Consider the following 13,193-nt stretch of genomic DNA (forward strand, 5'->3'; position numbering starts at 1 on the left):
TCATATGGAAAAAGGCAATATATTTGAAAAAGAAGAGATAAAGGCATTAATAATATTTTTAAGCTTATTCTTCGTTATATTTTTTGCGTATGATTTTGCTGAAAAGGCTATTGTCCTTCTATCAGATAAAAATCAAAAACTAGCAGATGCTTTTGGAGAAGGATTAGGTTTATGGCTATATAGTTTGATGGTTGGATTATTCTTTATAGGACATTATTTTATGAAATGGAAAAAGCCGTATATTGTGAAGTATATTATTTTAATTGGCTATAATATATTGGATTTTATTAATAACTTCATTATTTATTACGGAAGTGATGCGGAATTTGATGGCGGGAATATAGTAGAAGGATTCTTTATTTTATTTGCACCGATATTTGTGAATAAGAGGTACTTTTGGTTAGTTGCCGGAACTATTGTTGGAAAATATGCACTTATGGGATTCGTTGTTCAATCCTTTATCGTTCTTATCCCAATAGCATTATATAGCGTGTTTGTTATTATATGTTGGATTATATTTTTAAGATTTCAATCTTACGTTCGTACACTTGAAATGATGGACAAAGAAATACAAAATGTAGAAAAATTAGCGATGGTTGGAAAAATGGCAACAGTAATTGGCGATAAGATTAGAAGACCGTTAGAAAAATTGAAAAAACTTGTGAATAAGCAAGCGAAAAAATATCCGGAAGATAAGATTTATAGTGAAATTATGAGACAGGAAGTAGAGCGAATTTATACAATTGCTACAGAACTAAATGGGTTTGAGAAATCTAAATCGGTAGAATCCGAAACTCATAATATTAAAGAAATCATCTCTTATGTTATCAGGGTTATGGAAAAGCCAGCTTTAGAACAAGGGATAAAAATGCATGCTATTTATAGTAAAGATATACCTTCAATTACATGTGATGAGAAACGATTGAAACAAGTATTTTTTAATTTAATTAAAAATGCGATTGAAGCAATGTCAGTTGGCGGAACTATTACTGTAAAAGTTGTAGTGGAAGATGTGATCATTGTTCAAATTATAGATGAGGGATGCGGCATTCCGAAAGATAAAATTCCAAAGCTAAATGAAGCTTTTTACACAACGAAAGAAACTGGAACAGGCTTAGGATTAGTAGTTACGGAAAAAATCATTAAAGATCACCACGGTAAATTGAACTTTGAAAGTGAAGTTGGAGTTGGAACGACTGTTGAGATTATGTTGCCGATTTAATTATAGTGTGATATTTAAAAAAGGGGAAATCACTTTCTTGAGAGTGATTTCCCCTTTCGTTTTGGATGGAAGTACGGAATCCAATAAAGGGGATGTTTACAAGATTGACATAGTGTGCAAATTCACGATCTAAAATATGGGTATTTTAAAGCGAGAGTATATAATGAATTTGTCTGTTATTTGTTTAATTTATTTGTAATTTTTTGGACGCGGTAGCGATTTTTTTTGTGAAATGAACGATTTGTAAGTGTGGGCTATATATCAGTGATTAGAAAAACAGAATATATGGCACTTGCCGTAATCCCAGGGGTAATATAAAGAGATATCGCATCCCCCCTCGAAAACAGGTTTCCAGTTGTAATACTAGTCCAAGTTACAGTGGCAGGTCCAGATGCTGGAGTAGGGTTATACACTTGAGGTTGTCTAGAGCCAATATCCGTAGGTTTAATTGAAAATGTCATAGTCCCCGTAATTTTATCTGTAGTAGTTAAAGTGATAGTAGATAGGATGTAACTAGAGGTAGGGGCAGAGAGGTTTGTTGGGACATCCTTGCAAATATCAATCGTATAAACAGCAGCGGGCAAGTTATTAATATTTATAGATGCAGCAAAACCAACTATATTCCCAGCTCCAGCAGTTACATACGGAATAACGTTAGAATCAATTCCTGGAGAACCTGCTATACGTTGAAACCCAGCATTCGTCCCTTGAAAAACAATACTTTTCGCTGATGAACCACCAGCAGGTCCAGTGATGCCAGTAGAACCAGTGATGCCAGTAGAACCAGTGATGCCAGTAGGTCCAATGATGCCGATAGAACCAGTGGCACCAGTAGGCCCAGTGCTACCAGTAGGTCCACCTTCTACTAATACGATATAATCTGGGGACACATTCGGAAACCCTTGAGGTGCATCTTTTTTTACAACATAGCCGCTACTTGTGTAAGTCACAACTTGTCCCGTTTTATAGTTAGGGGCGGCTGCTAGACTAAAAGCGGTAGTACTTTGTAAACCGGCTCCGATAGGTCCGGCATTGCCAGTAGGACCTGTAGCACCAGTAGGTCCAGTGCTTCCGATAGAACCACTGTTGCGTCTACCGTCACAACTAAAGCAATTGCGTTGGTACATATATTGTCTCCTTTCTATAGTTTTGAAAATCTAGTTTTAAAAGTAGAACTACTATATATATATTGTAGATTCTATATTTTTGTGTGGTCGATCATATTGTGTATATGGATTTCTCCTGGAATAAATGATTAAGTGATTGTTCTATTTCTTTTAAGGCTGGCATGTTTGGTAATCATCCTTAAGATAGTTCGTACTTTGTTAGTTGTTTTTATTGTTTGTAGCAAAATAAGAAGCGGATGTAAAACAAATAAAACCTAGAATCCAGCCAATAGAAGGAGAATAGAGAAGTATATGTTGTAATACCATTCCGCTAGAAATAAAAAAGCTACCTAATAGACTTAAGAAAATGGGATATCGCTGTGGTTTGAACATCAGTGATATAACCTCCTTTACCACATACATTGTATATTAGTCTTAATTTTCTGTATGTAAAATTCAAGAAAAATGGTGGTACAATATATAAATGATACGAGAAGAGAGGATGTAGATTCACGCATGTACGTTACTGTAACAGAAGCAGCATATAAAAAGATTATGGATAAGATTCCAAGTGAAGCGAAATATATGAAGTTATTTTACGATAATGAAGGTTGCGGTTGTGTTATGAGCGGGATTATTGATTTAGTAGCCGTTTCAGAGAAAGATGAGCGCGATGTAGATATTGAATCAAGCGTACTAAACTTTATTGCAGATCGCACAAAGCTTGTATTTATGGATGATAAATTAACAGTTGATTGGCATGAAGTTGGAGGGACTTTTCAGCTGAAGAGCCCAAGCCAGTTTTATAATCCAAATATGAAGTTACATATTCGAGTATAATGAAGAGAGAGGGAGTATATAATATGCTCCTTTTTCTTATGGATTTTTTCACATAATGAAATGTACATGTGATTGAATTTTCTGTATAATTCTCTTTGCGGAGGGGATTACGCATGAGAAGATGGGGAATTGAATTATTAATTTTAAGTGTCGTTATTATTTGGGGGATTAACTATACGATTGCGAAATACGGACTTTTAGAATTTACGGCGATTGAGTTTACTGCAGTTCGAATGATGGCAGCAGCACCACTACTGTTATTATTTACGTTCTTTATCGAAAAGTCACTTTATATGGAGCGAAAAGATATACCAAGATTAATCATCGTTAGCACGGTAGGTATTGTACTGTATCAAACGCTATTTATGGAGACTGTTAAATATACATCCGCTACAAATGCTTCGTTACTCATTTCTATTTCACCTATTTTTACAACTTTATTTGCGATTTTTTTGAAACAAGAAAAATTTTCTTCGCGAAAGTTAATCGGTTCTATGATTGCTTTTGTTGGTGCTACATTAGTTTTAGTAGCGGGGCATTCACTCGCTAGTTCTTTCTACGGAAATGGGATTGGACTTATTACATCAATATGTTGGGGACTTTATCCCGTTTTAGCAGGGCCGCTTATTAAAAAATACTCTGCACTACGTGTTACTGCATGGTCGGCATTAGTTGGAGCGATTCCGCTCTTATTATTAAGCGGGCCACATGTATTTGTCATGCCATTTCACATTACACACGGAATGACATTGTTTGCTTTACTATATTCTATTTTCTTTGTAACAGTATTTGGTTTAGTGATGTGGTATGTTGGTGTGCAAAAAATTGGGGCATCACATACGATGGTATATATGTATATTACGCCGCTCGTAGCGGTTTTATTTGCAGCTATATGGGTAAATGAATATGTATCGTTACAACAAATAATCGGTGGAATGATCATTTTCTTCGGTCTATGGTTTGTGAAATCAGAGAAAGTAGAAGCGCATTCTATCGTGCAAGAACATATATCAAAATAGGAAAACAGATCACCTATGATCTGCTTTCCTATTTTTTTATTTTTGGTAAAAATATGAGAAATAAAATGGAAGTAATAAGTGGGATTAAATTAAGAATAGGAATACGGAAGAGTGTAATTAGAATAATTCCTGGAAGAAGAACACCGAGGACAGCGTAGAAGATACTATGTTTTTTCGTGTACCAATATAATGAAAGTCCAATAAGTGCAGGGACAATGAGGTGAATGAGAGCCATTAAAAAATAAATCATTAGACGCCCCCTTTATTTATGTGCTTATTACATCATATCCGTATGTTCATAGATTGATATCACTTTTTTCATAAATGGACGGAAAATGTTTGGAAAAACGTCACATTTATGAGGGATTCTACATTAGAAATCTTGTATAATATTATTTTCTAAAAGCATTTTAACAACATAAACATACTGTTTATGTTGTTTTTAATTTGGATGAAATAGATTTTAAGTAGCATGGACTCGAAAGAAATGAGTTATATAACTTTTGTTGGATAGATAAAAACTATTGAAGGGGAGTACAACATGATTAGTATGTCATTAAGGTCGTTTAAAATTCAATCGTATTATCTACTAGGTATTCTGTTATTAGGCTGGATGTTAACACCCTTTTCAGCACATTTTCTAGGTGCAGGAATTGGACTTATTGTAAGCATGTATTGTGTTTGGATTTTAGGAAGGCGTATCGAAAAACTTGGGGATAGTATCGTAAAGAAGACGAAAGCGCCGACGCTTGGTATGTTTAATCGCTACGCAGCGGCGATCCTTGGTGCAATTATTATGTACGAAATTGAGCATCATATGGTAATGTGGGCATTTGCAGTAGGTATTCTGGGTGGCTATTTCTTAATCGTTGTGAATTTAGGGTATTATAGTATGAAGGATGAAGAAGAATTAACAAAGAGCTAAAAGCTTCTTTTTAGAGGGAATAGAGGATCTGGCGATGGATAGAAGCGGTCAGATCCTTTTTTGTTCCCATGCGATGTGAAACCAGAAGGATGTAGTGAGTCGGAAAAGAGTTTATGTGTTCGAAGCTGTGGTTTGTATGTGTGAAAATCCAAGTATATAAATTGAGAATTAGGTTTGGCACCTTTTTAGATGGAATAGAGGATCTAGCTGTGGATAGAAGCGGTCAGATCCTTTTTTGTTCCCATGCGGTGTGAAACCAGAAGAATGTAGTGAGTCGGAAAAGAGTTTATGTGTTCGAAGCTGTGGTTTGTATGTGTGAAGATCCAAGTATATAAATTGAGAATTAGGTTTGGCACCTTTTTAGATGGAATAGAGGATCTAGCTGTGGATAGAAGCGGTCAGATCCTTTTTTGTTCCCATGCGGTGTGAAACCAGAAGGATGTAGTGAGTCGGAAAAGAGTTTATGTGTTCGAAGCTGTGGTTTGTATGTGTGAAAATCCAAGTATATAAATTGAGAATTAGGTTTGGCACCTTTTTAGATGGAATAGAGGATCTAGCTGTGGATAGAAGCGGTTAGGGCCTTTTTTGTTCCCATGCGGTGTGAAAGCAAGAGGAGCGAATGAGCGAGAAATCTGTTTGCCGTGGTTTGTATGTGGGTAAATTAAAGAATATATAGAAAGAAGCTTACGTTTTTCACGTAAGCTTCTTTTTTATGTAAGTATGTGTAACCGTTAAGCCGCATTGGGTTTTGTCGGTGAGTACGCGAAACTTTTGGCTACACGATACTTATTCATATGAGTAAAGGGTTATTGCAACAGAAAGTTTACATATTAAGCGATTGGACCGCCTAAGTTAATAATATTTTCAGAAACGCTATCGAATTTTTTGAAGTTTTCTTTAAATTCGTTTGCAAGCTCAATTGCTTTCGCTTTGTAAGCATCTTTGTCAGCCCAGGTTTGTTCAGGCATTAATACTTCGTCAGGTACACCTGGAACGTGACAAGGTACTTCAAGGCCAAAGATGTCGTGTTTTGCAGTTTCAGCTTTAGCAAGTTCACCGCTTAGTGCTGCTTGAATCATTGCACGAGTGTAACCTAAGTTCATACGTTTACCAACACCGTATTCGCCACCAGTCCAGCCAGTGTTTACTAAGAATACTTTTGCATCATGTTTCTCGATTTTTTCACCAAGCATTTCAGCATAACGAGATGCATCAAGCGGTAAGAATGGTGAACCGAAGCAAGTAGAGAATGTTGCTTGCGGAGATGTAACACCGCGCTCAGTTCCTGCTAGTTTACTAGTGTAACCGCTTAAGAAATGGTACATAGCTTGCTCTTTTGATAACTTACTGATTGGAGGCAATACGCCAGATGCATCAGCAGTTAAGAAAATAATTGTATTTGGATGTCCTGCAACACTTGGCAGTACGATATTGTCAATCGCATGCATAGGGTATGCGGCACGTGTATTTTCTGTTAAAGTAGTATCGTTATAGTCAGCGATGCGTGTTTGACCGTCAATGACAACGTTTTCTAAAACTGAACCAAATTCGATTGCATCGAAGATTTGTGGTTCTTTCTCGTGAGAAAGGTTTACACATTTTGCATAGCAACCGCCTTCAATATTGAATACACCGTTATCAGACCAACCGTGCTCATCGTCACCGATTAATTTACGGTTTGGATCAGCAGATAATGTTGTTTTGCCTGTTCCAGATAAACCGAAGAATAGTGCTACGTCGCCCTCTTCGCCTACGTTTGAAGAGCAGTGCATAGAAAGAATATCTTGTTCAGGTAGTAAGAAGTTCATAATAGAGAAGATTGATTTTTTCATTTCTCCAGCGTATTCTGTACCACCGATTAGTACGATACGTTTTTCGAATGAAACCATAATGAATGCTTCAGAATTTGTACCGTCAATTGCTGGATCTGCTTTGAAGTTTGGTGCAGAAACAATTGTGAACTCTGATTCGTGAGTTGTTAATTCTTCTTCAGTTGGACGAATAAATAATTGATGTACGAACAAATTATGCCATGCATATTCGTTAACAACTTGAATTGGTAGGCGATAGTTGTGATCAGCGCCAGCAAATCCTTTGAAGATGAATAACTCTTCTTTTTCTTTTAAGTATTCTAAAACTTTTATATATAATTTATCAAAATGTTCTTCAGAGATCGGTTGGTTCACGGCTCCCCAAGCAATTTTGTCAGCAACCGATGCTTCCTTCACAATAAATTTATCTTTAGGAGAACGTCCTGTGTATTTTCCTGTTGAAGCAGAAACGGCACCAGTAGAAGTTAATTTCCCTTCGTTTCGCATTAATACTTTTTCCACTAATTGCGGAACACTTAATTGAATCTGTGCATTGCTTCCGTTCAATAATTCATGTAAACCAATTTGGACATTCACAGTACTCATATTTATATACCATCCTTTTCATTTAATGAAATATTTCTCGTAATCCCCATCAAGAGTATAACACAATTATATAAATAATGTATACTATTTATTTGTTTTTGTTTGTGTGAATGTATCATTTCCTTATTAATATTTCATTCTATGCGTATTGAGAAAAACTTTCAGGAAAATGTGAATATTAATTGACAAATGAATATCATTTCTTTAGTATAGGTTGGGACGGATACTCTCTTATCCCGAGCTGGCGGAGGGACAGGCCCGATGAAGCCCAGCAACCTCACTTGTAGTGGTAAATACAGGTGAATAGGTGCTAAAACCTGTGCGAGGCTAACGGTCTCGAACGATAAGAGCAAAGGGCAAAAAGCAGTATGCAAGTAGCAAATTAAACCTTTCCTCTATGTTAAGTGGGAAAGGTTTTTCTGTATGCTTGTGTGGGAGAATAAATGTATGTCGCAGTTTGTGGCAAATTAAGGATGAGTTCCGTACAATATATACAATTACTGTAGGGAGGTTTACCACATGACAAAAAAACGTCATCTGTTCACATCTGAGTCTGTAACTGAAGGACATCCAGATAAAATTTGTGACCAAATTTCTGATTCAATTTTAGATGCGATCTTAGCAAAGGACGCAAATGCACGTGTAGCTTGTGAAACAACTGTAACAACTGGTTTAGTATTGGTAGCGGGGGAAATTACGACTTCTACTTACGTAGATATTCCAAAAATCGTTCGTGAAACAATTCAAGGCATTGGTTACACACGCGCAAAATATGGATTCGATGCAGAAACTTGTGCAGTTTTAACATCTATCGATGAGCAATCTGCTGACATCGCTATGGGTGTTGACCAAGCACTAGAAGCACGCGAAGGTCTAATGACTGACGCTGAGATTGAGGCAATTGGTGCGGGAGACCAAGGTTTAATGTTTGGCTTCGCATGTAATGAAACACAAGAATTAATGCCACTTCCAATCTCGCTTGCTCACAAATTAGCTCGCCGTTTAACTGAAGTACGTAAAGATGACACATTATCATACTTACGTCCGGATGGAAAAACGCAAGTTACAGTTGAGTATGATGAAAATGGTAAACCTGTACGTGTGGATACAATTGTAATTTCTACACAGCATCATCCAGATGTTACGTGGGAAGAAATCGATCGCGATTTAAAAGAGCACGTAATTAAAGCTGTAGTTCCAGCAGAATTAATGGATGGAGAAACGAAATTCTTCATTAACCCAACTGGCCGCTTTGTAATTGGTGGACCACAAGGTGATGCTGGTTTAACAGGACGTAAAATCATTGTTGATACTTACGGTGGATACGCTCGCCATGGCGGTGGTGCATTCTCTGGTAAAGATGCAACGAAAGTTGACCGTTCTGCAGCATACGCAGCTCGTTATGTTGCGAAAAACATCGTAGCAGCTGGTCTTGCTGACAAAGCAGAAGTACAACTTGCATACGCAATCGGCGTAGCGCAACCAGTATCAATTTCAGTTGATACACTTGGCACTGGTAAAGTATCTGAAGACGTACTAGTAGAACTAGTTCGTAACAACTTCGATCTTCGCCCAGCTGGTATTATTAAAATGCTAGACTTACGTCGCCCAATTTACAAACAAACAGCAGCTTACGGCCACTTCGGACGTACTGATGTAGATCTTTCATGGGAACGTACAGACAAAGCAGCTACTTTAAAAGAGCAAGCTGGTCTATAATATATGAAGAAAAGCTTTGCGCGGTGAGCGCAAAGCTTTTTTTATTTGGTTTTATTTACTACTTGGATGCAAAAACTACAATAAACTTCTCCGTCTAGATCAATATACTTTCTCATATTTGTCATACCACTTGCCGGAAATGGCATATGAATCCATGCTTTTTCATACGTTTGTATTTCCTTTTCACATGATTTGCAAAGGATTGGTTTCCTACGGAACATAGACGGTCACCCTTTCAGTTGACGCGCTTTTCCTGCGCAAAAAGTACTGCTCAGTAAAAATAGCGTTGCGAATATAATACTCACTAATGTAGCGTATGGAATTGCGCCTTTTAAAGAAAAGCCGACAGTGATTGAAGCGATAAATAAGAGGATGAATGTCGTTGTTAATTTTTTATAAAGTTCCATAGTATGTGAACCTCCGAATTGTTTTGCATTGTAAATTTAAAAATTAAACCTATTATGTAGAAAACATAAGAAGAGATAAATAGTAGCTAATGATGTGAAAGCTAGGAGTGTAAGAAATGGAAATAGTATACCTATTTAAATTCCTTTTTGTGGGTGATCATACTTATATTGTATCATGACGTATCGGTGGCTTCATACAGAATTGTGTAAAGATATGTATGATAAAATGAAGAAAAGCTTTTAAGAAGGGGAAGATGAAAAATGAGTGTAACTGAACATAAAAAACAAGCGCCAAAAGAAGTGCGTTGTAAGATCGTGACGATTTCCGATACACGTACGGAAGAGACGGATAAGAGTGGTCAATTGTTACATGCATTATTAATAGAAGCAGGACATAAAGTGACCTCTTATGAAATTGTGAAAGATGATAAAGAAAATATTCAGCAAGCAGTGTTAGCAGGTTATCACAAGGAAGATGTTGATGTCGTGCTAACGAATGGCGGAACTGGTATTACGAAACGGGATGTAACGATTGAGGCAGTGTCAGTGTTATTAGATAAAGAAATTGTTGGATTTGGTGAGTTGTTCCGTATGATAAGTTACTTAGAAGATATCGGAAGTAGTGCGATGTTAAGTAGAGCAATCGGCGGTACAATCGGGCGTAAAGTTGTCTTTTCAATGCCAGGGTCTAGCGGAGCGGTTCGTCTTGCGATGAATAAGTTAATTTTACCGGAATTAGGTCATATTACATTTGAGCTGCATCGCCAATGAAAATTGCAGGAATTGTATTAGCCGGCGGACAGTCTAGTCGTTTTGGAGAGCCGAAAGCATTGGCGATTTGGAAGGGAACTACTTTTGTTGAGCATATTGTGAAAGTAATGGAAAGCGCTGTGCAAGAAATTGTAGTAATTAGTCATTCTGATATAAAAGAGCGATTAGAGAATTTAGTACAAGTTCCTGTTATAGAAGATATTCCGCACTATAAAGGAAACGGACCGCTCGCTGGAATTGTATCAGGAATGGAATATGTAGAAGCAGATTGGTACGCTATTATGCCTTGCGATGCGCCGAACGTTTCACAAGAGTGGTTTACGATTTTGTTAGGACAAACGAGTAATGAATATGATGCAGTTGTGCCTATTATTAATGGAAGGAAACAACCGTTACTTGCCGCGTATCATAACCGTGTGAAAGAGAAAATTTACACTTTACTTCAAGAAGAGAAAAGAAGTATGGGGCAGCTTTTATCACAATCTAATGTGAAATATATTGCTGGAGAAGATGTACAAGCAAATGCAGCATGGTTTATGAATGTGAATACGAAAGAAGAATACGTACAGGCTCAAAAAGAACTTTCAAATAAATGAAAGGTTTTTTGATATACAGCAATTGGGGAACAATTGCTGTATATCGGTATGTGAGTAAGTAGATTTTAAGGGGAATCTCTTAAAATCTCTATACAGTAAAAACTGTATAACCATATATTAATTTTTATGGTTTTTTATTACAAGTATGTTTAGTTATGTATGATTCTGTTATAATTAATATAGAAATAAGGCTATGGTTCACCTTGTGTACCATTTATCAAACTAAAATTTACAATTGTGTAATAAACTCCCTGTCTTTCGTTGCAGGGAGTTTATTTAAGTTTTAAGCCAGTAGTTCTGATTCGTTTTGGTGAAGAACTTCTTCATATTGGTTAAGTAAACGATGAAAGATTTCATCCCAACTTTGTGATTTCGCATAAGACGAGGCGGCGACTCCCATTTGTTTCAATCTTTCTTCATTGTTTAATAAAGAATAAATAGATGATAAAAATGAGTCCACATTTTTGGGCTCACATAGAAAACCTGTTTTTCCATCTTTAATAATATTTTTAACCCCGCCACTATTCGCGCCAATAACAGGTGTACCACATGCGAGTGACTCCAGTACGACGTTCCCAAATGTTTCAGTAGTAGATGGAAATACCATTAGAGCGGAGGAAGCGTAGACTTCAGCTAAATTCGTACCTTGTAAATATCCAGTAAAGGTTACATTTGTTTTTGGAACATTTTCATGCAGGTCCTTTGCGAGAGGACCATCTCCAGCGATGAGCCAATGAATATCGTCACGTTTGTTGTTTGTCGTTTGAATAAGTGTTTGAAGAGTGTCGATATCTTTTTCAGGAGCAAGGCGTCCGACGTAGGAAAGAATATATTTCGCTGTAATATTATATTTTTTTCGGAATAGGTCTTTATTGTAAGTTGGATGAAAGAGAGTACAATCTACACCACGTCCCCAAATATAGAGCTGCTGAAATCCTTTTTTCTTTAATTGATGTAATGTTTCAGGAGAAGGAACAAAGTTTTTTTGCATATGACTATGAAACCACCTTAAATAGTTCCATAGCATATTGGAGAGAAATTCGATTTTGTAATAGCGTAAATAGGCGTCAAAATCAGTATGATAAGAACCGACCACTGGGATATTTAACTTTTTGGCATAATATAACCCGCAAAGGCCCATATTGAAAGGCGTAGCGATATGAATGATATCAGGTTTAAAGGCAAGAAGTTCCCGTCTAATGCGCGGAGTAGGAAAGGCAAAGCGACATTCTGGATATAATATAGTTAACGGGATACTTCTCATTTTGTTCACATTCGTTACGAAATTATCTTCTGCCGTATGCTGAGGGGCGAAAACAGAATAGGCGATATTTTCTTTGTGAAAATATTGAGTTAAACGTTCTAAAGTTTTCGCCACACCGTTGACTTGTGGTGTAAATGTATCGGTAAATATGGCGACTCTCATCATATCGCTCCTTTACATGAGTGGAATGAGTTGATAAAAAGAGATGATGCCAGAGCAAGTGCCAAGGCACATGCCTACAAATACATCTGACGGATAATGAAGCCCTAAATAAATACGGGAAATACCGACGCATAATGCTAACGGTAATAGAAAAGCAAGCAAGTTTGGATTATAGCAAATAAATGGAATGAGGACAGAGAAAACAGCCGTTGTATGTCCGGATGGAAAAGAATGATCTTTTAAAGGCTGTACTGGATATTTCGCATCTTGAATTGTTAAATAAGGGCGTTTTCGTGGATACCATCTTTTTAATATTTGCACTGGAATATGGCTAATTGTTAAAGAAATAGCAGTTGCAATTGCAGCTTGATGCAAATTCCCTGTTGCGAAAATTAAAAAGAAAAGTGTGAGTGCAATGGAAAAACTCGCACCACCGATATGGGTAATATTGCTGAAAAAGATGTTTAATGTTTTTTGATCAAAGTAGCGATTAATTCCTTTGAAAATGTAACATTCTATTTTATATAGTCCACTGACCTTCATGAGATTTTTCCTCCCTCATTTACATATATATGGAGTTATTAACTTCTATTTTAATAAGATTTTATTGAGGGAATAATAATGTTTTGTAAAGAAAAAGTTAGATTTTTTCATAAAGTGAAACTATAATCAGTGGGGGTTTTGTTCATCCCCCACTGATTATTAGCCTTCACCAATCGGGCGTTTACGGGCAGTAGGGCTTCCA

At 36.7% G+C, this 13,193-nt stretch carries 14 protein-coding genes and 1 riboswitch; of the genes, 7 read left to right on the forward strand and 7 right to left on the reverse strand.

Translation table 11 applies throughout. The annotated features are described in order from the left end of the window. Positions 1–4 precede the first annotated feature (4 nt). Positions 5–1,222 carry an ATP-binding protein gene (locus MKX77_RS00605; RefSeq protein ID WP_341305545.1) on the forward strand — a complete coding sequence of 406 codons (1,218 nt, stop codon included), beginning with the start codon at positions 5–7 and terminating at the stop codon, positions 1,220–1,222. Positions 1,223–1,476: 254 nt separating this feature from the next. Here MKX77_RS00605 and MKX77_RS00610 read toward each other — a convergent pair whose 3' ends face one another. Continuing rightward, on the reverse strand, positions 1,477–2,349 hold the full coding sequence (locus MKX77_RS00610) for a collagen-like protein (RefSeq protein ID WP_341305546.1): 873 nt from the start codon (positions 2,347–2,349) through the stop codon (positions 1,477–1,479). 495 nt (positions 2,350–2,844) lie between these two features. Between MKX77_RS00610 and MKX77_RS00615 the strand changes: the two genes are divergently transcribed. Continuing rightward, the gene (locus tag MKX77_RS00615; RefSeq protein WP_215554497.1) at positions 2,845–3,168 is read left to right on the forward strand and encodes an iron-sulfur cluster biosynthesis family protein; all 324 of its coding nucleotides are present in this window, start codon (positions 2,845–2,847) and stop codon (positions 3,166–3,168) included. 113 nt (positions 3,169–3,281) lie between these two features. Further along, positions 3,282–4,187, forward strand: coding sequence for a DMT family transporter (locus MKX77_RS00620; RefSeq protein ID WP_215554496.1), 906 nt, complete (start codon positions 3,282–3,284; stop codon positions 4,185–4,187). A gap of 28 nt (positions 4,188–4,215) precedes the next feature. Here the strand turns inward: MKX77_RS00620 and MKX77_RS00625 are convergent, their stop codons facing one another. Then, positions 4,216–4,437 (reverse strand): hypothetical protein, encoded by a 222-nt coding sequence (locus MKX77_RS00625; protein ID WP_215554495.1) that lies wholly within the window; start codon positions 4,435–4,437, stop codon positions 4,216–4,218. A gap of 291 nt (positions 4,438–4,728) precedes the next feature. Here MKX77_RS00625 and MKX77_RS00630 point away from each other — a divergent pair, with 291 nt between their 5' ends. After that, entirely contained in the window at positions 4,729–5,112 is a 384-nt protein-coding gene (locus MKX77_RS00630; protein ID WP_341305547.1) for an ATP synthase subunit I, read from the forward strand. Between the two features lie 830 nt (positions 5,113–5,942). Here the strand turns inward: MKX77_RS00630 and pckA are convergent. Beyond that, positions 5,943–7,529: a phosphoenolpyruvate carboxykinase (ATP) gene (gene pckA / locus MKX77_RS00635; protein ID WP_215554494.1), complete on the reverse strand. Its 1,587-nt coding sequence runs from the start codon at positions 7,527–7,529 to the stop codon at positions 5,943–5,945. Positions 7,530–7,757: 228 nt separating this feature from the next. Further along, positions 7,758–7,879: riboswitch (SAM riboswitch) on the forward strand. 169 nt (positions 7,880–8,048) lie between these two features. On the opposite strand from pckA, the gene metK reads away from it, so the two are divergent. Then, the gene (gene metK, locus MKX77_RS00640; protein ID WP_193645485.1) at positions 8,049–9,248 is read left to right on the forward strand and encodes a methionine adenosyltransferase; all 1,200 of its coding nucleotides are present in this window, start codon (positions 8,049–8,051) and stop codon (positions 9,246–9,248) included. 41 nt (positions 9,249–9,289) lie between these two features. Here the strand turns inward: metK and MKX77_RS00645 are convergent, their stop codons facing one another. Together MKX77_RS00645 and MKX77_RS00650 are read right to left on the reverse strand one after the other, a co-directional pair. Beyond that, a complete protein-coding gene (locus MKX77_RS00645; RefSeq protein ID WP_341305548.1) occupies positions 9,290–9,469 on the reverse strand; it encodes a hypothetical protein in 180 nt (59 codons plus the stop codon). 6 nt (positions 9,470–9,475) lie between these two features. Beyond that, the gene (locus MKX77_RS00650) at positions 9,476–9,655 is read right to left on the reverse strand and encodes a hypothetical protein (protein ID WP_341305549.1); all 180 of its coding nucleotides are present in this window, start codon (positions 9,653–9,655) and stop codon (positions 9,476–9,478) included. 261 nt (positions 9,656–9,916) lie between these two features. Between MKX77_RS00650 and MKX77_RS00655 the strand changes: the two genes are divergently transcribed. Then, a complete protein-coding gene (locus tag MKX77_RS00655) occupies positions 9,917–10,426 on the forward strand; it encodes a MogA/MoaB family molybdenum cofactor biosynthesis protein (protein ID WP_215554491.1) in 510 nt (169 codons plus the stop codon). Beyond that, complete coding sequence (locus tag MKX77_RS00660; protein WP_341305550.1) at positions 10,423–11,022, forward strand: molybdenum cofactor guanylyltransferase; 600 nt, start codon at positions 10,423–10,425, stop codon at positions 11,020–11,022. The genes MKX77_RS00655 and MKX77_RS00660 overlap by 4 nt, the downstream gene beginning before the upstream one ends. A gap of 283 nt (positions 11,023–11,305) precedes the next feature. Here MKX77_RS00660 and MKX77_RS00665 read toward each other — a convergent pair whose 3' ends face one another. Together MKX77_RS00665 and MKX77_RS00670 are read right to left on the reverse strand one after the other, a co-directional pair. Continuing rightward, the gene (locus MKX77_RS00665; protein WP_341305551.1) at positions 11,306–12,448 is read right to left on the reverse strand and encodes a glycosyltransferase family 4 protein; all 1,143 of its coding nucleotides are present in this window, start codon (positions 12,446–12,448) and stop codon (positions 11,306–11,308) included. Between the two features lie 12 nt (positions 12,449–12,460). Then, positions 12,461–12,991, reverse strand: a complete 531-nt coding sequence (locus MKX77_RS00670) for a phosphatase PAP2 family protein (protein WP_002167520.1) — start codon at positions 12,989–12,991, stop codon at positions 12,461–12,463. Positions 12,992–13,193 lie beyond the last annotated feature (202 nt).

This window comes from Bacillus sp. FSL R9-9410 (assembly GCF_038050385.1).
In the GTDB taxonomy this organism is placed as follows: domain Bacteria; phylum Bacillota; class Bacilli; order Bacillales; family Bacillaceae_G; genus Bacillus_A; species Bacillus_A cereus_U.

Coding starts and splice junctions, on each gene's coding strand:
- MKX77_RS00605 (WP_341305545.1), top strand. CDS start 5: ATGGAAAAAGGCAATATATTTGAAAAAGAAGAGATAAAGGCATTAATA.
- MKX77_RS00610 (WP_341305546.1), bottom strand. CDS start 2,349: ATGTACCAACGCAATTGCTTTAGTTGTGACGGTAGACGCAACAGTGGT.
- MKX77_RS00625 (WP_215554495.1), bottom strand. CDS start 4,437: ATGATTTATTTTTTAATGGCTCTCATTCACCTCATTGTCCCTGCACTT.
- pckA (WP_215554494.1), bottom strand. CDS start 7,529: ATGAGTACTGTGAATGTCCAAATTGGTTTACATGAATTATTGAACGGA.
- MKX77_RS00655 (WP_215554491.1), top strand. CDS start 9,917: ATGAGTGTAACTGAACATAAAAAACAAGCGCCAAAAGAAGTGCGTTGT.
- MKX77_RS00630 (WP_341305547.1), top strand. CDS start 4,729: ATGATTAGTATGTCATTAAGGTCGTTTAAAATTCAATCGTATTATCTA.
- metK (WP_193645485.1), top strand. CDS start 8,049: ATGACAAAAAAACGTCATCTGTTCACATCTGAGTCTGTAACTGAAGGA.
- MKX77_RS00650 (WP_341305549.1), bottom strand. CDS start 9,655: ATGGAACTTTATAAAAAATTAACAACGACATTCATCCTCTTATTTATC.
- MKX77_RS00670 (WP_002167520.1), bottom strand. CDS start 12,991: ATGAAGGTCAGTGGACTATATAAAATAGAATGTTACATTTTCAAAGGA.
- MKX77_RS00665 (WP_341305551.1), bottom strand. CDS start 12,448: ATGAGAGTCGCCATATTTACCGATACATTTACACCACAAGTCAACGGT.
- MKX77_RS00645 (WP_341305548.1), bottom strand. CDS start 9,469: ATGTTCCGTAGGAAACCAATCCTTTGCAAATCATGTGAAAAGGAAATA.
- MKX77_RS00620 (WP_215554496.1), top strand. CDS start 3,282: ATGAGAAGATGGGGAATTGAATTATTAATTTTAAGTGTCGTTATTATT.
- MKX77_RS00660 (WP_341305550.1), top strand. CDS start 10,423: ATGAAAATTGCAGGAATTGTATTAGCCGGCGGACAGTCTAGTCGTTTT.
- MKX77_RS00615 (WP_215554497.1), top strand. CDS start 2,845: ATGTACGTTACTGTAACAGAAGCAGCATATAAAAAGATTATGGATAAG.